This window comes from Primorskyibacter aestuariivivens, assembly GCF_028023675.1.
GTDB classification, from domain to species: domain Bacteria; phylum Pseudomonadota; class Alphaproteobacteria; order Rhodobacterales; family Rhodobacteraceae; genus Marinovum; species Marinovum aestuariivivens.
In genome coordinates this window covers 1-17,378 of sequence record NZ_JAQIOZ010000022.1, presented here as the reverse complement: position 1 = coordinate 17,378, position 17,378 = coordinate 1, and the positions used below count along the sequence as shown (strand labels likewise).

18 protein-coding genes and 1 pseudogene are annotated in these 17,378 nt (G+C 61.4%); 6 read left to right on the top strand and 13 right to left on the bottom strand.

Going from position 1 to position 17,378, the window contains the following annotated elements; translation table 11 throughout:
• The first annotated feature begins 186 nt into the window (after positions 1-186).
• The 3 genes from PGB28_RS18590 to PGB28_RS18580 are packed head-to-tail and all read left to right on the top strand — an operon-like array spanning position 187 to position 3,046.
• On the top strand, positions 187-837 hold the full coding sequence (locus PGB28_RS18590) for a histidine phosphatase family protein (RefSeq protein ID WP_271423034.1): 651 nt from the start codon (positions 187-189) through the stop codon (positions 835-837).
• 10 nt (positions 838-847) lie between these two features.
• Positions 848-1,915 (top strand): saccharopine dehydrogenase, encoded by a 1,068-nt coding sequence (locus PGB28_RS18585; protein ID WP_271423033.1) that lies wholly within the window; start codon positions 848-850, stop codon positions 1,913-1,915.
• A gap of 3 nt (positions 1,916-1,918) precedes the next feature.
• A complete protein-coding gene (locus PGB28_RS18580) occupies positions 1,919-3,046 on the top strand; it encodes a saccharopine dehydrogenase family protein (protein WP_271423032.1) in 1,128 nt (375 codons plus the stop codon).
• Positions 3,047-3,067: 21 nt separating this feature from the next.
• Here PGB28_RS18580 and PGB28_RS18575 read toward each other — a convergent pair whose 3' ends face one another.
• The 3 genes from PGB28_RS18575 to PGB28_RS18565 all read right to left on the bottom strand — a co-directional run bounded on the left by PGB28_RS18575 (position 3,068) and on the right by PGB28_RS18565 (position 5,367).
• On the bottom strand, positions 3,068-3,793 hold the full coding sequence (locus PGB28_RS18575) for a metallophosphoesterase family protein (protein WP_271423031.1): 726 nt from the start codon (positions 3,791-3,793) through the stop codon (positions 3,068-3,070).
• A 129-nt stretch (positions 3,794-3,922) separates the two neighbouring features.
• Positions 3,923-4,339: a DUF7282 domain-containing protein gene (locus PGB28_RS18570; protein ID WP_271423030.1), complete on the bottom strand. Its 417-nt coding sequence runs from the start codon at positions 4,337-4,339 to the stop codon at positions 3,923-3,925.
• Between the two features lie 83 nt (positions 4,340-4,422).
• Positions 4,423-5,367: a LysR family transcriptional regulator gene (locus PGB28_RS18565; protein ID WP_271423029.1), complete on the bottom strand. Its 945-nt coding sequence runs from the start codon at positions 5,365-5,367 to the stop codon at positions 4,423-4,425.
• Between the two features lie 160 nt (positions 5,368-5,527).
• Between PGB28_RS18565 and PGB28_RS18560 the strand changes: the two genes are divergently transcribed.
• Both PGB28_RS18560 and PGB28_RS18555 read left to right on the top strand, forming a co-directional pair.
• Entirely contained in the window at positions 5,528-6,004 is a 477-nt protein-coding gene (locus PGB28_RS18560; RefSeq protein ID WP_271423028.1) for a cupin domain-containing protein, read from the top strand.
• Positions 6,005-6,379, top strand: a complete 375-nt coding sequence (locus PGB28_RS18555; RefSeq protein WP_271423027.1) for a hypothetical protein — start codon at positions 6,005-6,007, stop codon at positions 6,377-6,379. It abuts the gene before it with no gap.
• Positions 6,380-6,382: 3 nt separating this feature from the next.
• On the opposite strand, the gene PGB28_RS18550 is transcribed toward PGB28_RS18555, so the two are convergent.
• The 4 genes from PGB28_RS18550 to PGB28_RS18535 form a co-directional block, all read right to left on the bottom strand.
• Positions 6,383-7,036, bottom strand: coding sequence for a hypothetical protein (locus PGB28_RS18550; protein WP_271423026.1), 654 nt, complete (start codon positions 7,034-7,036; stop codon positions 6,383-6,385).
• Positions 7,037-7,047: 11 nt separating this feature from the next.
• Positions 7,048-7,533, bottom strand: coding sequence for a hypothetical protein (locus tag PGB28_RS18545; protein ID WP_271423025.1), 486 nt, complete (start codon positions 7,531-7,533; stop codon positions 7,048-7,050).
• A gap of 121 nt (positions 7,534-7,654) precedes the next feature.
• On the bottom strand, positions 7,655-9,253 hold the full coding sequence (gene serA, locus PGB28_RS18540; RefSeq protein WP_271423024.1) for a phosphoglycerate dehydrogenase: 1,599 nt from the start codon (positions 9,251-9,253) through the stop codon (positions 7,655-7,657).
• 97 nt (positions 9,254-9,350) lie between these two features.
• A complete protein-coding gene (locus tag PGB28_RS18535) occupies positions 9,351-10,505 on the bottom strand; it encodes a phosphoserine transaminase (RefSeq protein WP_271423023.1) in 1,155 nt (384 codons plus the stop codon).
• Between the two features lie 219 nt (positions 10,506-10,724).
• Here PGB28_RS18535 and serB point away from each other — a divergent pair, with 219 nt between their 5' ends.
• Positions 10,725-11,594: a phosphoserine phosphatase SerB gene (serB, locus tag PGB28_RS18530; protein ID WP_271423022.1), complete on the top strand. Its 870-nt coding sequence runs from the start codon at positions 10,725-10,727 to the stop codon at positions 11,592-11,594.
• A gap of 3 nt (positions 11,595-11,597) precedes the next feature.
• Here serB and uvrC read toward each other — a convergent pair whose 3' ends face one another.
• From uvrC to PGB28_RS18500, 6 genes and pseudogenes are all read right to left on the bottom strand, one after another.
• Complete coding sequence (gene uvrC, locus PGB28_RS18525; RefSeq protein ID WP_271423021.1) at positions 11,598-13,472, bottom strand: excinuclease ABC subunit UvrC; 1,875 nt, start codon at positions 13,470-13,472, stop codon at positions 11,598-11,600.
• A gap of 314 nt (positions 13,473-13,786) precedes the next feature.
• Positions 13,787-14,563, bottom strand: coding sequence for an SDR family oxidoreductase (locus tag PGB28_RS18520; protein ID WP_271423020.1), 777 nt, complete (start codon positions 14,561-14,563; stop codon positions 13,787-13,789).
• A gap of 13 nt (positions 14,564-14,576) precedes the next feature.
• Positions 14,577-15,536, bottom strand: a complete 960-nt coding sequence (locus PGB28_RS18515; protein ID WP_271423019.1) for a calcium/sodium antiporter — start codon at positions 15,534-15,536, stop codon at positions 14,577-14,579.
• Positions 15,537-15,542: 6 nt separating this feature from the next.
• Positions 15,543-15,722 (bottom strand): hypothetical protein, encoded by a 180-nt coding sequence (locus PGB28_RS18510; RefSeq protein WP_271423018.1) that lies wholly within the window; start codon positions 15,720-15,722, stop codon positions 15,543-15,545.
• Position 15,723: 1 nt separating this feature from the next.
• The gene (locus tag PGB28_RS18505; RefSeq protein WP_271423017.1) at positions 15,724-16,521 is read right to left on the bottom strand and encodes a S49 family peptidase; all 798 of its coding nucleotides are present in this window, start codon (positions 16,519-16,521) and stop codon (positions 15,724-15,726) included.
• Positions 16,522-16,740: 219 nt separating this feature from the next.
• A pseudogene (locus tag PGB28_RS18500) lies at positions 16,741-17,259 on the bottom strand (ABC transporter permease); the annotation flags it as partial.
• Positions 17,260-17,378 lie beyond the last annotated feature (119 nt).

Sequence of the window (17,378 nt, the reverse complement as noted above, 5' to 3'; positions counted from 1 at the left end):
GTGCGACAGATTGGACGGCCAATCCCGACACCTGCCCGCGAATTTGCGTCCTGCGGGTTTCTTATCGACCGCGTCCTGTCGCGGATCGCGGTCATGTATGCGATTGGTACGCGCGCAACGTCCCAAACGCGGCCCCCTTTCCCCCGCCTGCCCTCTTGGCTAGACAAGGCCCAAGCAGGAGGCCCCATGACTCATATCACCCTTGTCCGCCACGGGCAGGCCAACACACATGCGCGAACCGCCGAGGATTACGACCGGCTCAGCCCGCTTGGCGCACAGCAGGCGGAATGGCTGGGCGATTGGTTGCGCGACACGCAGGCCCATTTCGATCATGTCTGGTCCGGCGACATGTCCCGTCATCTGGCCACGGCGCAGGGCATGGGGCATCTGACGCCCGAGGTCGATACGCGCCTGAATGAATTCAATTATTTCGATCTGGCCACCAGTGCCGAGCAGGAGCACGGGTTGCCCGCGCCGACGACGCCAGAGGAGTTCACCCGCCATATTCCGCAGCTCATGGACCTGTGGCAGGCGGACAAGCTCCGGGGCGCACCGGAACGTTTTGGTGAGTTCGAGGACCGCGCCCGCAGCTCGATGCAGGATATCCTGTCCCATGGCGGGCGGGCGTTGGTCATCACATCGGGCGGGTTCATCTCGATGGTGCTGCGCAACGTGCTGGGGCTTGAGATTTCGCCCATGACGCATCTGATGTTCCAGATCCGCAACTCGGCCCTGACAGAGTTCGAGTTCGTCCATGGCCACAAGATGCTGGCAGGCTTCAACGCGATTCCGCATCTGGCCGCGCCCGACCGCGCCCATGCGCGCACATTTATCTGAGGATACCGCCTTGACACATTCCAAGACACATCTGTGGGTCCGCGCCGAGCAGCGCGAAAACGAGGAGCGGGTTGGCCTGACGCACAAGGGCGCGGCAGAGTTGGTCAAGGCCGGGCTGAATGTGACGGTCGAGGAAAGCTCGGTCCGCGCCATCGGGATCGACGGCTACCGTGACGCTGGGTGCGAGATCGCGCCCGAGAACAGCTGGCCCGATGCCCCCGCCGATGCGATCATCTTTGGGCTCAAGGAACTGCCCAAAGATGGCACGCCGCTTACCCATCGCCACATCATGTTCGGCCATGCTTACAAGGGGCAACCGGCGGGGCAACGGCTGCTGGCCCGGTTCAAGGCGGGCGGCGGCACGCTTTACGATCTTGAATACCTCGTGGACGAGGCCGGTCGGCGCGTTGCGGCCTTTGGCTATTGGGCGGGTTTTGCCGGTGCGGCGGTGGCCCTGCGCTGCTGGGCGGCGCAGCAGCAGGGCGGGATTTGCCCGCCTGTAGCGACGCACCCATCGGCGGACCATATGAAGGACGATCTGCGCGCTGCATTGGACGCGACCGGCGCGGAGCGGCCCAATGCCATCGTGATAGGCGCGTTGGGTCGTGTTGGCACCGGCGCGGCGGACCTCTGCGAAGCGATGGGCGTGCAGGTCACCAAATGGGACATGGCCGAGACTGCTCATGGCGGGCCGTTCCCCGAGGTTCTGCAACATGACCTTTTCCTCAACTGCATCCTTGCGCGGCCGGGGACACCGGTCTTTGTGCCCGCTTCGGCAAAGACCGATGCACGGCAATTGACGGTCATCGGCGATATCGCCTGCGATCCCGACAGCGATTTTTCCCCGATCAAGGTCTATGACCGCACAACAACCTGGGACGACCCCGCGCTGCGCGTGCATGACGACCCGGTGCTGGATGTCACGGCCATCGACAACCTGCCCTCCATGCTGCCGGTGGAAAGCTCCGAGGATTACGCGGGCCAGCTCCTGCCGTCGCTGCTGACCCTGCCGGATTTATCGGCTGGCGTCTGGGGGCGGGCCAAGGCAGAGTTCGATAAACATGTCAGGGAGGTATAAGGCATGACGATTCATTGGTGCGGCACCGGCCTCTCGGCCATTCCCGGGTTGCGACGGCTGATCGAGACCGGACATGAGGTCACGGTCTGGAATCGGACGCTGGACAAGGCCCGCGATGCGGTGGGCGACCTGACCCAGCGGATCGAAGCCTTTGACATCGATGCACTGGGGGCTGAGCTTCAGGTGGGCGACGTGGTCGTCTCCATGCTGCCCGGCGACTGGCACGTGCCGCTGGCCGAACTGGCCATTTCCAAGGGCGCGCATTTCGTGTCCTCCAGCTATATCGCGCCCGAGATGCGCGCGCTGCATGCTAAGGCGCAGCTCAAAGGCGTGAGCCTGATCAACGAGGTCGGGCTGGACCCGGGAATTGACCATCTGATGGCCCATGCGCTGGTGGCGGATTACCGGTCAAGCCCGCGTTGTGATACGTCCAATGCGCTGAAATTCACCTCTTATTGCGGTGGCATCCCGAAACACCCCAACCCGTTTCGCTACAAGTTCAGCTGGTCGCCGGTAGGTGTGCTGAAAGCGCTGCGCAGCCCGTCGAAATCCATCCGCGACTTCAAGGAATTCAACGTGGCTCGCCCCTGGGACGCGCTCAGCCATTACACCGCGCCGCTGCCCACACCGGAAAGCTTCGAGGTCTATCCCAACCGCGACAGCCTGCCCTTCATGGAGGAATACGGGTTCGACCCGACATGGAAGGTGGACACGTTCGTGCGCGGCACCCTGCGGCTCAATGGCTGGGCCGAGGCCTGGGCCGATGTGTTCGACGCGGTCGAGACAGCCGATGACGCAAGGCTCAAGGAAATGTCCGATCTGTTCTGGGCGGAGAACGCCTATGACGAGGGCGAACCGGACCGCGTGGTGCTGTGCGTCTCGCTGGAAGCGGCGGACAGTTCCGGGCCGGTCTGGCACAAAACCTATGTGATGGACGCCTGGGGGGATGAAAACGGCACGGCCATGGCGCGGCTGGTGTCGATCCCGGTGTCGCTGGCCGTTGAGGCGGCGATGAAGGGCGACCTGCCTGCGGGTGTTCAGGCCGCGCCGTCAGATCCGGCAATGGTCAACGCCTGGATGTCCGAAGTCGCAAAGCTGGCGCAACATCTGGCGATTGTCGATCACAGCTGATCGGACGGGGAGCGAGGGCGCTTATCCCAGCCACGCGCGACCAAACGGGCCAAGCGTAAAGACCTCGTCGCCATCGAACACCGCAGGTGACAGGGGCTGGCCATATCCGGCCCCTGAATCCAGGTTAACCCTGTTTCCATAGTGGACCGGGGCATCGACCGGCGAATGCCCATGCACGATCAAGGCGTCAAACGGCTCATCCCAGCTCAGGAACGGCTCGCGTATCCAGATCAGATCGTCTTCGGCCTGCTCCGACAAGGCCACGCCGGGCCGAACGCCGGCATGCACAAAGAACTTGCCCGCCTCGGCGTGGCACAGCGCCAGATCCGACAGGAGTTTTCGGTGACGGGCCGGAACGGCCTCGCGCGCGGCGGACAAGACGGGCCGCAGAGCCGGATCGTCGCCCTCGACCTGTACGCCGTAAGAGGCCAGCGTATCGCGCCCGCCCAAGTTTGGATGCAGCCAGCTCTTGCCCGACAGGATGCGCGGATCGTGCAATGCGCCCGTCTCCAGAAACTGACGGAACATGCGGTCATGATTGCCCAAGAGGGGGATCCAGTCGCGGCCCTCGTCGATCCCGCGGCAGAGCATTTCCAGCACCCGGAAACTGTCGGGGCCACGATCCACGTAATCGCCCAGAAACACCACCCGCGCCTCCGGCCCGCCATCGGCCTCGATCCATTCCAGCGCATCGGCCATCATCTCGAACTGGCCGTGAATGTCTCCGATGGCATAAATCGCGGTCATGGCGCACCTCCTGCACGCCTGCACATAGCATCGCGCCGCACGGGTTACACCCCTTGCCATCACAGCATGCCGGTCACACCTAGGCCGCCCGGCCGGGATCCCGACCGGGCGGTCGTGAGTGGCGCTTGGTTACTGCGCGGTAATGGTTGTCATGACCAGATTGCCATCCGGCTTGATCGGCCCGTCTTCCTTGGCACCCAGCGTGTATTCAAAGACGCCGGTCGCCATACCGCCATCTTCGGCATGGATCATCAGCATGAGCATATCTCCCGAGGCGACGCCCTCTTGCAAAATGGCCGAAACATCGCTGTTTTCGCCTTTTTTCAATGCGGCGTACCCGACAACGGGGCCCGGTTTCATGGATGCATCCGTCCGGTGCACGACAAGCCAGCCATTCTCCGGCGCGATGACAGATGACGCGGTCACGGTGCCGCCGGATACGTCCTGATCCGCCGCCTCGACGGCAGGTGTCATTCCGTGCCCCGCGGCAAAGGCCAGCGTTGCGGACATGGTGGCAGCGATGGTGGACAGTGCAAAACGTTTCATATCTTGGTCTCCCTTTCTGTGGCAAGGTCGGAGGTGTTTTCCGGCCCGATGCTCAGAGCTACGAAAGGGTGCGCAAAAAAGTTTCAGGAATCCTCTCTTTCATCCAGCCCACGGGTCAGCAGAACGATCTGCTCGCGTATCCAACGATGTGCTGGCGAGTTGGTAGACCGTTTGTGCCAGATCATGATGATTTCCACCCATGGCAATGGCATTGGCGCTTCAAAAACCTCCAACCCGACGCGCGGCGCCACTCTGCGCGCGAGTGACGCGGGAAGGAGAGCGACCATATCACTTCCCGCCACCGTATTGCAGACACCGGAAAACACGGGAAGCGTCATCGCCACACGTCGCTTGCGCCCGACCTCGGACAATGCGGCATCGCCAATTGCCCCAGGCTTGCCCTCGGGCGAAAACAGAACGTGCTGAAGATCACAAAACAGGTCGATGGGGATCACCTCGCCGGGCTTGACGCCTGATCTTGCCAAACGTTCATGCCCTGTGCGGGCGATGGTGACGAAGCGCGAATGAAACAGCACTTCGTGTTCGATCCAATCCGGCAGATCCGTTCGGGGCAGTAGCGCAAGGTCCACCCCGTAGCGTTCCAGCGTGTCCTCGTAGCGGTCAGGAACCAGATCGACCTGATGCACCCGTATCCCCGGAGCCACCCGCGACAGGTGCTCGGCCAGATCGGGCATCAGAAGTTCGGAAAAGAAATCACTGCCCGAAATCCGGAACCGGGTGTTCGCCAAGGTCGGGTCGAATGTAGCGCCCCCCGATAGGAGCGCCTCGGTCTGTTCCAGTATCTGGCGCAGCGGATCGCGCAATTCAGAGCCATAATCTGTCAGGACAAGCGCCCGGCCCTGCCGGACCAGAATCGGATCACCCAACGCATCGCGCAGCCGCGACAGGGCGGCAGACACAGCCGGTTGCGACAGCCCGATCTTTTGCCCCGCAACTGTCGGCGAGCGGGTTTCCAGCAAGGCGTCGAGGATACGCAGGAGATTGAGATCGAAGGCTTTGAAATTCACCTGACAAATCCCTGAAATACAAACAATCAATTTCAGGTATGCACAACAAGCTGTCAGGATGCAATCACGGGGGATCGTCAAGTTATTGCCCGTTAAAGAGTTGCACGAGTTTTCAGACCCGGCCGGGGACATTTATCTACACGCTTTGCAAGAGGCTAACATGCACACACATATTCTCGGACCCGAGGCCGTCGAATGGCGCGGGGTTGTCTATAAAACGATCCTGTCCAGCGATACGAGCGGCGGCGCATTGTCGATCATCGACAATGTCTCGCGCCCCGATACCGGACCACCCCGTCACGTGCATTCCGATTGCGACGAGGCTTTTGTCGTCCTGTCGGGCGAGGTCGCATTTGAAGTCGAAGGCCAGCTTGTCCATCGCGGGCCCGGCCAAACCGCCTTTGTGCCCCGAGGGGCAGAACACAGTTTCCGCGTGCTGGGCCATCAGCCGGCCCGCATGCTCACCATCTTTTCGCCCGGCGGATTCGAGGCGTTTTTCGCCGAGATGGCCGAGAACGATTACAGCATTCCCGGCGACATGGAACAGATCGCCCGGATCGGGGCCGCCCGGAACGTCACGTTCACCGGACCGCCACTGGAGGCAGAGCGCCTCGCACATATAAAAGGAGGGACCTGAATGAAACCACTTGCTTTTGCATTCCTGCTCTTGGGCACGATCTCGGTCGTGATCGGCATGGGCTGGGGCATCCAGATGTCGGCCACGGCTGACCACACATTGTCACCGGCACATGCGCACCTGAACCTTCTGGGCTGGGTGACCATGGCGCTGTTTGCCTTTTTCTATCAGCTGGTTCCCGGCGCGGATCAGGGCCTGTTGCCCAAGCTGCATTTCGCCTCGGCGGCGCTGGGTCTTGTCATCATCATCCCCGGGATTGTCATGGCGGTGAAACAGACGGGTGAGACGATGGCCAAACTGGGGTCGGTGCTCACGCTGTTGTCGATGGTTTTGTTCCTCGTCGTGGTACTGACCAAAGGTCGGAAATCCGCCTGAGGCTCACTCTGCAAGAAAGCCGGGCCCGAAGATGGCAATCGCCAGCGGGACCGGCGACACCGCGATCAATACCGTCAGGAAAAACAGCGGCGCGCGGAAACAGCGGCTCAGCCCGGCCATCATGGCAATACCGCCACCGCCGCCGATCACCACATTGCCCGGCAGGTTGATCAACAGCGCCAGTGCCACGTAGCGATTGCGCAAGAGAAACCGCGCCCATCCCTGTGGCGCAGCGCTCACCAGAGTCGGGACGATCTCGCCGGGCGGCAGCCCCGCAAATCCCGTCAGGAAACGCTCGATCCGCAGCAACCCCAGATCATGTGCGATACCGATCAACACCCTGATTGGCATAAGCCGCCCGATCAGGAACCCAAGGCATAGCCCCACCACTGTACAGATATAGACCAGCAGCACGATCCGCGGTCCGAATATAGCGATCAGCGCCAGCCCGATCTCGACCCCCGGGACAAAGGGCAGTGCCAGCGTCAACGCATAGACCACCGCCGCCACCATGATCATGCGATGCACCATGTCCTCGTTGGTGGGCCGAAGATCCATTTCCAGCATATCGAGGAAATAATGCAGGTACTGGTTCACCGCGATCAATATAGCGACGAAGATCAAGAGCTTAAGCGCGCCCCGCAGTCTTCTGGGCATTGCCGACGCGCTCACCCTTCTCCGCCCGCCGGTTGCGTGACCCGTTGCGCCTCGAATGCAAAGTCACGCTCTATCGTCCAGTACCAGCGCTTCATGGTCCATGTGGCAATCCCGGTGACCGTATCGTCCACAATCGTGCCGCGCCAATGGATCGTCGCATCCTTGTAGGGGCATTTGGTCAGGCTCTCGAACTGCCAGCCTGTGTCCGTGCGCTCTGCCGCATAGGGTTTCGCCGGGTAATCGCAGCGCAGCTCGCATTCCTTTGACAGAAAGTTTCCAGCTGCAAAGACAAACGTGTCTTCCACATCCTTTGGCTGCCCGTCGGGGCCCAGCATCCCGGTAAAGATCATCCCGTCCAGCGGTCCCTGCCCGGTCGCAGGCAGGAACGCCGTCTCGGGACCGGCACTGTCAGCGCGCAGGAAAATACCACCGCCCATAAGGATCAGCAGAACCGGCAACCATGCCAGTCTTTGGATCAAGGTTCGGGAATTGGCCATCACGCACTCCTTGTCCTTATCCTATCAGAAGAGCAGAGATTCCCGAAATCACGCCTGCGCATATAAAAAAGCGCCGCCCCGGGCCGGGGCAGCGCCTCTTGTCTGGTTCAAAATGGCGGGATCAGGACGCCACGTCGAATTGCAGCGGCTTGACCTGCCGGAACATGCCGGTGGCTTCCAGCTTCGCACGGATCGGTGCGGGCACTTCCGCGTCCACGTAAAGAAGTGCAATCGCCTCGCCGCCCTTGTCGGCGCGGCCAAGAGTAAAGTTGGCGATGTTCACGCCGTTCTCGCCCATGGTCTGACCCAGTGTCCCGATGATGCCCGGCACGTCCTCGTTCGAGGTGTAGAGCATATGCGCCCCGATCTCGGCGTCGATATTGATGCCCTTGATCTGGATAAAGCGCGGTTTGCCATCGCTGAAAACGGTGCCCGCGATCGAGCGCTCGCGCTTGTCGGTCACAACGGTCACTTTGACATAGCCGTCAAAGGCGCCCGACTTGGCTTGATTGGTGGTCGATATCTTGATGCCGCGCTCCTTGGCCACCACGGGAGCAGAGACCATGTTCACCTCGGGGTTGGCGCGTTTCATGATGCCCGCAATCACCGAACAGTTCAGCGCCTCAAGGTTCATCTCGGAGACCGAGCCGTCATAGAGGATGTTGATCGCCTTGATCGGCTCATCGGTCATCTGGCCGATAAAGGCACCAAGATGCCCGGACAGGTCCACCCACGGCCCCATGACCTTGGCTTCCTCGGCGGTCACCGACGGCATGTTCAGCGCGTTTTCCACAGCACCGGTCAGCAGGTAATTGGCCATCTGGTCGGCCACCTGCAACGCCACGTTTTCCTGCGCCTCGGTCGTCGCCGCGCCAAGATGCGGCGTGCAGACCACGTTGGGCAGGTTGAAGAGCGGGTTTTCCTTGGCCGGTTCTTCGGAGAACACGTCAAAGGCCGCGCCGGCAACGTGACCCTCTTTCAGGGCATCGGCCAGCGCTTCCTCATCCACCAGACCGCCGCGGGCACAGTTGATGATGCGCACGCCTTTCTTGGTCTTGGCGATGTTCTCGCGGCTCAGGATATTACGGGTGCTGTCGGTCAGCGGCACGTGCAGGGTGATGAAATCGGCGCGCGGCAGAAGCTCTTCAAGCTCGACCTTTTCCACGCCCATCTTGTCGGCCTTGTCCTGGCTCAGATAGGGGTCATAGGCGATGACCTTCATCTTCAGCCCGCGCGCGCGGTCGCAAACGATGCCGCCGATATTGCCCGCGCCGATGACGCCCAGCGTCTTGCCGGTCAGCTCGACACCCATGAATTTCGACTTTTCCCATTTACCCGCATGGGTCGAGGCGCTGGCCTCGGGGATCTGACGGGCACAGGCGAACATCATCGCAATGGCGTGTTCGGCGGTGGTGATCATGTTGCCAAACGGCGTGTTCATCACGATCACGCCCTTTTTCGACGCTGCGGGTTTGTCGATATTGTCGGTGCCGATCCCGGCGCGGCCGATCACCTTCAGGTTGGTGGCGTTTTCGAGGATCTTCTCGGTAACCTTTGTGGCCGAACGGATGGCAAGGCCGTCATAATTGCCGATCACTTCGGCCAGCTTGTCCTTGTCCTTGCCAAGATCGGGTTGGAAATCCACCTCGATGCCGCGGTCGCGGAAAATCTGGACGGCGGCTTCGGAGAGCTTGTCGGAAATGAGTACTTTGGGAGCCATGTGTCTGGTCCTTTTGGAAAGGTCGGGATGGTGGGCAAACTGCCCACCCTACGATGTCAGGTGAGGTGTAGGGTGGGCATTTCTGCCCACCATTGCGTCACGCCGCTTCGGCCAACGCGTCGATTTCAGCGTGGAAGGCCCAGTTGAGCCAGGGCAGCATCGCCTCGATATCCGAGGTTTCGACCGTACCGCCGCACCAGATGCGCAGACCGGCGGGGGCATCACGATAGGCCCCCACGTCCAGCGCCACACCTTCGGCCTCCAACCGCTTGGCAACGGCCTTGGCAAAGGCCGCACCATCGGTGATGCGCGCATCGGTGAATTTCACGCAGACCGAGGTATTCGAGCGCGTCGCCGGATCAACGGCGAGGTTCTCGATCCAAGGCTTCGCGTCGCAGAAATCCCAGACGGCTTGCGCATTGGCATCGGCCCGGGCGATCAGGCCCTTAAGCCCGCCAACCGAACGCGCCCAGTCCAATGCGACAAGGTAATCCTCGACCGCCAGCATCGACGGCGTGTTGATCGTTGCGCCCTCAAAGATGCCGTCGATCAGCTTGCCGCCCTTGGTCAGGCGGAAGATCTTGGGCAGCGGCCATGCCGGCGTGTAGTTTTCCAGACGTTCCACCGCGCGGGGGGAGAGGATCAGCATGCCATGCGCCGCTTCGCCGCCCAGCACCTTCTGCCAGGAGAAGGTCGTCACATCCAGCTTGTCCCAGGGCAGGTCCATCGCAAATGCCGCAGAAGTCGCGTCACAAATGGTCAGCCCTTCGCGATCCGCGGGGATCACATCGCCCGAAGCCACGCGCACGCCCGAGGTCGTGCCGTTCCAGGTGAAGACAACATCGGTATTGTAATCCAGCGCCGCCATATCGACGATCTCGCCATACTCGGCGGTTTTGACCTCGGCGTCGAGTTTCAGTTGTTTGACCACATCGGTGACCCAGCCCGCGCCAAAGCTTTCCCAGGCGCACATGGTGACCGGGCGCTGACCCAACAGCGACCACATCGCCATTTCAACCGCACCTGTATCAGACGCAGGCACAATGCCAATTTTGTAGTCAGCGGGGATGCCAAGGATTTCGCGCGTCTCTTCGATCGCGGCTTTCAGCTTGGCCTTGCCCACGGCGGCGCGGTGCGACCGGCCCAGAGCGGCGTCAGCCAGCTTCGACAATTCGAATGTGGGGATCTTGGCGCAGGGGCCAGAAGAAAAACGCGGATTTGCCGGCCGCGTTACCGGTTGGTCAATAGCCATCAATGCTACCCTCTCAGATATACGCCCCTCGTTGGGGAGGGGTGTCCCACGAACGCATCTACTGCCCTGCCCCATGCTGCACAACAGCGAAAATGACGCATCCACGCCGCTTCAGCGCGAAAATGCGACGCCGCCGTCGCCTATCGGAAACTTCGCCCTCGCCTCTGGCGCTTGGCCGGTCCAGCGCTTATGAGCAGCGCCAAGCAAGGAGGCCCGCCTATGTTCATGACCACCCTGATCGCCAAACCAGGCCAGCTTGACCCTTCTGCGGCCGAGGCCCTGCGCAACGCCTGGGGCGGTAGCGCGCTACAATGGCTGTCGCCGGATGAGGCCGCAGAGTTCGCTGTCGACACGCTGCCAGACAATCAATGGCAGGTCTGGGAAGATATGCAGGCGCTTGGCATCGACCTTGTCGTGCAACCCACAGAAGGGCGCCGGAAGAAAATGCTGCTGGCCGATATGGACAGCACCATGATCCAGCAGGAGTGCATTGACGAACTCGCCGATGAGGCCGGCGTCGGCGAGCGGGTCAAGGACATCACGGCGCGCGCCATGAATGGCGAATTGGATTTCGAAGGCGCGTTGACCGAACGCGTGGGCCTGCTCAAAGGTCTCCCCGAAGGGATCATCGCGCAGGTGCTTGAGACGCGCATCACGCTGATGCCCGGTGGCCCGGCGCTTTTGGCGACGATGAAGGCCAGTGGTGCCTATTGCGCCCTGGTCTCCGGTGGGTTCACCGCCTTTACCGCACGGGTCGCGGACAAGCTGGGCTTTGACGAAAACCGCGCCAATACACTGTTGATCGAAGATGGGGCCCTGACGGGTACGGTCGGGATGCCCATTCTGGGGCGCGAGGCCAAGGTGCAGGCGCTGGAAGAGATCACCGCAAGGCTGGGGATCTCTGAGGCGGATGTTATGGCCGTGGGCGACGGGGCCAATGATCTCGGCATGCTGGGCCGGGCAGGCGCGGGCGTTGCGCTGCACGCGAAACCGTCGGTTGCGGCGGAATGTGATATCCGCATCAATCATGGTGACCTGACCGCCCTGCTCTACCTGCAGGGCTATGCCAAGAGCGAATTCGCAGGCTAAGCCTCAGCCATTCTCGTGAAAATGCGCATAGATTTTCTCGGCCAGCGCGGCTGAGACGCCCTCCACGGCTTTCAGGTCAGCAAGGTTCGCGCGACTCACCGCCTTGGCCGAGCCGAAATGCGCCAGCAGCGCGCGTTTGCGCGCCGCGCCCACGCCTGCCACATCATCCAGAGGATTGGCGCTCACCGCCTTGGACCGTTTGGCGCGGTGGGTGCCGATGGCAAAACGGTGTGCCTCGTCGCGCAGGCGTTGGATGAAATAGAGCACCGGATCATTGCGGCGCAGCGCCATGGGGCGCTGGCCAATCCGGTGGAACTCTTCCTTGCCATGGTCGCGGTCCACGCCCTTGGCGACGCCCACCATCGGCACATCCTCGACGCCATATTCACGCATGATCTCGGCGACGGCCGAGACCTGCCCCGCGCCGCCGTCGATCAGCAGAAGATCAGGCCACAGCCCCTTGTCGCGGTCCGGGTCTTCCTTGAGCAGGCGTCTGAACCGTCGCGTCAGCACCTCTTTCATCATGCCGAAATCGTCGCCGGGGGTGAGCTCTTCGCCCTTGATGTTGAACTTGCGATACTGGTTCTTGAGGAATCCCTCGGGCCCCGCCACGATCATCGCGCCCACCGCATGCGCGCCCTGAATATGGCTGTTGTCATAGACTTCGATCCGCGCCGGGGGCTGTTCCAGGCCAAACGCTTCCCCCACCCCACGCAACAGCTTGGCCTGTGTCGCGGTCTCGGCCATCTTGCGGCCAAGGCTTTCGCGGGCGTTGCGCACGGCGCTTTCGATCAGTTCGGCCTTTTCGCCGCGCTGCGGGACCAACAATTGCACCTTGCGCCCGGCCTTCTGGCTCAGCGCCTCCCCCATCAGGTCATCATTCTCGATACCATGCGACAGGATCAACTGTTTCGGCGGTTCCTTTGTGTCGTAGAACTGGCCAAGGAAGGCTTCCAGCACTTCTGGTGCCTCCACATCCTCTCCGACGCGGGGGTAGAAATCGCGGTTGCCCCAGTTCTGGCCCGCGCGGATAAAGAACACCTGCACACAGGCCTGACCGTTTTCGAGGTGCAGCCCGATCAGGTCGGCCTCGTCCACGGTGCGGGGGTTGATCCCCTGCGAGGTCTGCACCTGGGTCAGCGCGCGGATGCGGTCGCGCAGCGCGGCGGCCCGCTCAAACTCCATGGCCTCGGAGGCCTGCTGCATCTCCGCCGCAAGCTTTTCCTGAATATTGGTCGAGCGGCCCGAGAGGAACCGCTGCGCATCGGTGACGGCCTCGGCATAGGCCGCCTCGGAGATCTTGCCGACGCACGGCGCGGAGCAGCGCTTGATCTGGTACAGCAGGCAGGGGCGTGTGCGGCTGTCGAACATCGAGTCCGAGCAGTTGCGCAGCTGAAACACGCGCTGCAGCTGGTTCAGCGTGCGGTTCACGGCGCCGGCACTGGCGAAGGGGCCATAATAGCTGCCCTTCTCCTTTTTCGCGCCGCGATGCTTGCGGATCATCGGATAGGCGTGATCGGTGACGTGAATGTTGGGAAAGCTTTTGTCATCGCGCAGCAGCACATTGTATTTCGGCTTGAGCTGCTTGATCAGGTTCTGCTCCAGCAACAACGCCTCGGTTTCAGTGCGCGTGGTCAGGAACATCATCGAGGCGGTATCCCGGATCATTCGGGTAATGCGCGGAGAATGCCCCGAGGGACGCGCATAATTTGACACCCGTGCGCGCAGGTTGCGCGCCTTGCCCACGTAGAGCACAGCGTTCTTTGCATCGAGCATCCGGTAGACGCCCGGCGAGCTGTCCAGCGTCTTGAGATAATCCGCGATGACGCTATGGCCGGTACGCGGCGCGTTGGTGTCGGGCGTGTCGGAGTCAGACATATTCAAAGATTATGATTCCTTGGCAGGCGCTGCAATGTCAGCCCCGCAGGTGCAAGAAAAAACAAATCCACCAAAGCTGTGGATAAGTCTGGGGGCATGTTCTGGGTATACTAGATTCTTCGTTGTTTCTGGCGGGCTTGGTTGATTTGCACAATTTTTAAGCATGACCACAACCGACTGAAAACAAAGGAAAATTAATTGAACGCATTATAAGTTTATGAATTTGTTACATATTTTGTAACGGCTAGGTAACGCTCTTGCGAGCGGTGCACAACTCTCCCGCTCAGGTGGTAAAAAGCCCTTTGAATTTACACCTATTCGACGCCCAGAACATCCGGCGTCTGCCATCCCAAATGCTGCCCGCCATCCACGCAGATCAGCTGTCCGGTCACCGCCGACGCATCGAGCAGATAGCCCAGCGCCGCCGTGATGTCCGACGCATTCGCACCACGCCCCAACACGGTATTGGCACGTTGCCGGGCAAAGTGATCCGCGCTCTGGCGCGCGCCCTGCAGCGTTGGCCCCGGCCCGATTGCATTGACACGGATATCCGGTGCCAGCCCCTGCGCCGCTGTCTGGGTCAGCGCCCAAAGCCCCATCTTGGCAATGGTATAAGTCGAGAACTCCGGGGTCAGTTTGCGCACCCGCTGGTCGATCATGTTGATGGCAAGGGCCTGCGCCCGCGGCTCACCATTTTCGTCAGTGACGGCTTTGGGGGCCTGCGCGGCCAGCGCCTGCAAGAGGACATAAGGCGCGCGCAGATTGCTTTCGATATGGCGATCCCAGCTTTGGCGCGTGGCGCTCCGGATCGTGTCATATTCAAAGATCGACGCGTTGTTCACCAACACGGTGATCGGCCCGCCCAGCCCCTCGGCGGCGCGTGGCAAGAGCGCCTGTGTCGCCTCCTCAGACAAAAGATCGGCCTGAACCGTGATGGCCTGCCGCCCCTTGGCGCGGATGTCCTGCGCAGCCGCCTCGGCCCCGTCAACGGAACTGGCGTAATGCAGCGCCACGTCAAAGCCCCGATCCGCAAGATACAGCGCCATGGCCCGGCCCAGCCGGTGGCCCGCGCCCGTTACCAATGCCCGCATGCGCCTTCTCCTCTCAGACAATCACGAGGATGACATAGGTGATATAAAGCGCGGTCAAGACCGCCCCCCAGATCCGGGTGATATTCCATTTGTTGAACACGAAGGGCCAGAGCAGCAGCGACGCGCCGAGCATGACCCAGAGATCAAAGCGCAGGAAGACCGGATCAACCGGGATCGGCCCGATCAATCCGGCCACGCCGATAATGGCCAAAAGGTTGAACATGTTCGACCCGATGACATTGCCCAGCGCAACGTCGGCCTGACGGCGCAGCGCCGCCATCACGGTCGTGGCCAGTTCCGGCAAAGAGGTGCCAAGCGCCACAAGCGTGAGGCCAATCACCGTGTCCGAAACACCATACATACGGGCGATCTGGCTTGCATTATCCACCAGAAGATCCGCCCCCAGCGGCAGCCCGACAAGCCCTAGCACAAGAAATACCCCGATCTTCCACCAGGGCATGTCAGGATCTGCGCCCTCAAGGTCCTCCAGCTCCTCTTCGAGCACGGCGGCCCTGGCCTCGCGCCGGTGCCGCGCCGCATCCTGAAAGGCCACGAAAAGCATGGCAGCGAGCGCCGCCAGAAGCACCAGCGCCGAAATCCAGGTGAAGATGCCGAAAAACGCCAGACCGATGAAGAGCACGGTAGCCGCCAGCATCTGCTTATAGGTCTTTCTGCTGTCGCATTCCGACGTGTGCAAGGTCGCCAGAAGCGCGGGCATCCCGAGCACCATGAGGATATTGGCCGTGTTCGACCCCACCACATTGCCCAGCGCAATGCCCGGCGCATCCTCCAGCAAGGCACTGATCGCAATCAGAAGTTCCGGTGCCGATGTCCCAAAGGCCACGATGGTCAGGCTGACGATGAGCGCCGGAATACCGATCCGCAGCGAGAGGTTCACCGCGCCTTTGACCAGAGCATCACCCGCCAGCAAAAGGATCACGAGCCCAAGCCCGGTCAGCAACCACACCATCATATAGGATTACCCCTTGTCCCGTCCGCAGGGGCATGGCCCCTTGCCTATTTTATAGCGCCCGCAGGAGCGGCATTTGCGATTGTCCAGCGTTTTCCGGCCCCAGCGCGCGCCGGGAATGCGCAGCTTGCCGAACATGGCAAGCACACCCATGAAGATCAGAAACAGTGTGACAATCTTGATGATCACGTCACAGCCCAAAGCGGGCGAACTCCGCCCGTTCCTCAACCGCCGAAAGGGCATCCTGTGCCATCGACATGCCAAACCGCTGCAACAGCCCGCGGCCCTTTTCGTAGCGGCGAAACTTCACCTTATCCCCGAATTTTTCCTTCATCATCGGCACGATATGGCCGATCCCGTCGATCAGACCCACATCTTTGGCACCCTCGCCCACCCAGATCTCCCCAGCAAAGAGGTCGGGGTGATCCGCCAGCTTCTCGCCGCGCCGTTCCTTGACATGGGAGATAAAGTTCACGTGGATCTGATCCAGCATCCGTTTGAGCCGCGCCACGTCTTCTTCTTTCTCGGGCTGGAACGGGTCCATGAAGCTTTTTGACTTTCCAGCCGTATGCACGCGCCGCTCAACGCCTTGCCGCGCAAGGAAAACATTGGCCCCGAACCCCGCGGAAATCACCCCGATGGAGCCGACAATCGACGAATGATCGGCGTAGACCTCGTCCGCCGCGCAAGCCAGCCAGTACCCGCCCGAGGCCGCAACATCCTCGACAAAGGCATAGACGGGGATGCCCTTTTCTTCGGCCAATCGCCGGATTCGCGCGCCGATCAGCGCCGATTGCACGGGCGAACCGCCGGGCGAGTTGATCTCAAGCGCAACGGCAACGGGTTTGCCGCGCCGAAAGGCTTTTTCGATGATCGGTGCCAGTGTCTGATCCGAGAGCGCGCCGCGCCCCCCCATGCCGATAGCCCCCTGGAGACGGATCACCGCAACCATCGGGTCGGCCTTCATGTAAGGTATCCAGCGTTTCATGATGTCGCACATAGAATGCCCGCCCCCGGCAAACAAGGTGCAGCGCCCGGAAACCCGGTTTGCAATGGCAGCGACCGCTTTGGGCGTTGCGCGAAAACCCCATGATCTTCTTCTGTTTGAAAGCACCTTCGGGGGTGAGGCCGACGGGCCGAGGGGGCAGACAGCCCCCTGACCGCCCCGCAGGGGCTCAGGCCTGTGCGCCGCAGGCGCTCTGCCAGGTCACGCCCGGATGCGCCACCCCGTCCGGAATATCCACCAGATCACCCCAAGGCACAGCGCCGTGAACCCGGCAATGGCCAAAAGGCTCAGCCCCACCGACACGTCAGCGGTGCCGAAAAACGACCACCTGAACCCTGAGACCAGATAAACCACCGGGTTGAACAGCGAGATGGTCTGCCAAACCGGCGGCAGCATCGAGATCGAATAGAACGACCCGCCAAGAAACACCAAAGGTGTGACCACCAGCAGCGGGATCAGCTGCAATTGTTCGAAATTCTTTGCCCAGATGCCGATAATGAACCCGAACAGGGAAAAGGACAGACAGGTGAGCAGCAGAAAGGCGATCATGGCGAGCGGGTGCTGAATACTGAGATCCACAAAGAACGTCGCCGTGCCAAGAATGACCAATCCGATAAAGAGCGACTTGGTCGCCGCTGCTCCCACAAACCCCGCGACGATTTCCAGAAAGCTGATCGGCGCCGACCACAGCTCATAGGTCGTGCCCAAAAATTTCGGGAAATTGAGCTACTCCCCAGTGTTTGGACAGTGTTCAGCGTAAATTAAGCTACTCTTTGCTCCTGCTGACCTGATTGGGTTTCGTCTTTTCTTAGCCAGTAGACCACGGCTGGGGGTTTGCC

What these genes read in the sequence shown, in the direction of transcription:
- PGB28_RS18590 (WP_271423034.1), top strand. Translation starts at nt 187, where the DNA reads ATGACTCATATCACCCTTGTCCGCCACGGGCAGGCCAACACACATGCG.
- PGB28_RS18580 (WP_271423032.1), top strand. Translation starts at nt 1,919, where the DNA reads ATGACGATTCATTGGTGCGGCACCGGCCTCTCGGCCATTCCCGGGTTG.
- PGB28_RS18575 (WP_271423031.1), bottom strand. Translation starts at nt 3,793, where the DNA reads ATGACCGCGATTTATGCCATCGGAGACATTCACGGCCAGTTCGAGATG.
- PGB28_RS18570 (WP_271423030.1), bottom strand. Translation starts at nt 4,339, where the DNA reads ATGAAACGTTTTGCACTGTCCACCATCGCTGCCACCATGTCCGCAACG.
- PGB28_RS18560 (WP_271423028.1), top strand. Translation starts at nt 5,528, where the DNA reads ATGCACACACATATTCTCGGACCCGAGGCCGTCGAATGGCGCGGGGTT.
- PGB28_RS18555 (WP_271423027.1), top strand. Translation starts at nt 6,005, where the DNA reads ATGAAACCACTTGCTTTTGCATTCCTGCTCTTGGGCACGATCTCGGTC.
- PGB28_RS18550 (WP_271423026.1), bottom strand. Translation starts at nt 7,036, where the DNA reads ATGCCCAGAAGACTGCGGGGCGCGCTTAAGCTCTTGATCTTCGTCGCT.
- PGB28_RS18545 (WP_271423025.1), bottom strand. Translation starts at nt 7,533, where the DNA reads ATGGCCAATTCCCGAACCTTGATCCAAAGACTGGCATGGTTGCCGGTT.
- serA (WP_271423024.1), bottom strand. Translation starts at nt 9,253, where the DNA reads ATGGCTCCCAAAGTACTCATTTCCGACAAGCTCTCCGAAGCCGCCGTC.
- PGB28_RS18535 (WP_271423023.1), bottom strand. Translation starts at nt 10,505, where the DNA reads ATGGCTATTGACCAACCGGTAACGCGGCCGGCAAATCCGCGTTTTTCT.
- serB (WP_271423022.1), top strand. Translation starts at nt 10,725, where the DNA reads ATGTTCATGACCACCCTGATCGCCAAACCAGGCCAGCTTGACCCTTCT.
- uvrC (WP_271423021.1), bottom strand. Translation starts at nt 13,472, where the DNA reads ATGTCTGACTCCGACACGCCCGACACCAACGCGCCGCGTACCGGCCAT.
- PGB28_RS18520 (WP_271423020.1), bottom strand. Translation starts at nt 14,563, where the DNA reads ATGCGGGCATTGGTAACGGGCGCGGGCCACCGGCTGGGCCGGGCCATG.
- PGB28_RS18515 (WP_271423019.1), bottom strand. Translation starts at nt 15,536, where the DNA reads ATGATGGTGTGGTTGCTGACCGGGCTTGGGCTCGTGATCCTTTTGCTG.
- PGB28_RS18505 (WP_271423017.1), bottom strand. Translation starts at nt 16,521, where the DNA reads ATGAAACGCTGGATACCTTACATGAAGGCCGACCCGATGGTTGCGGTG.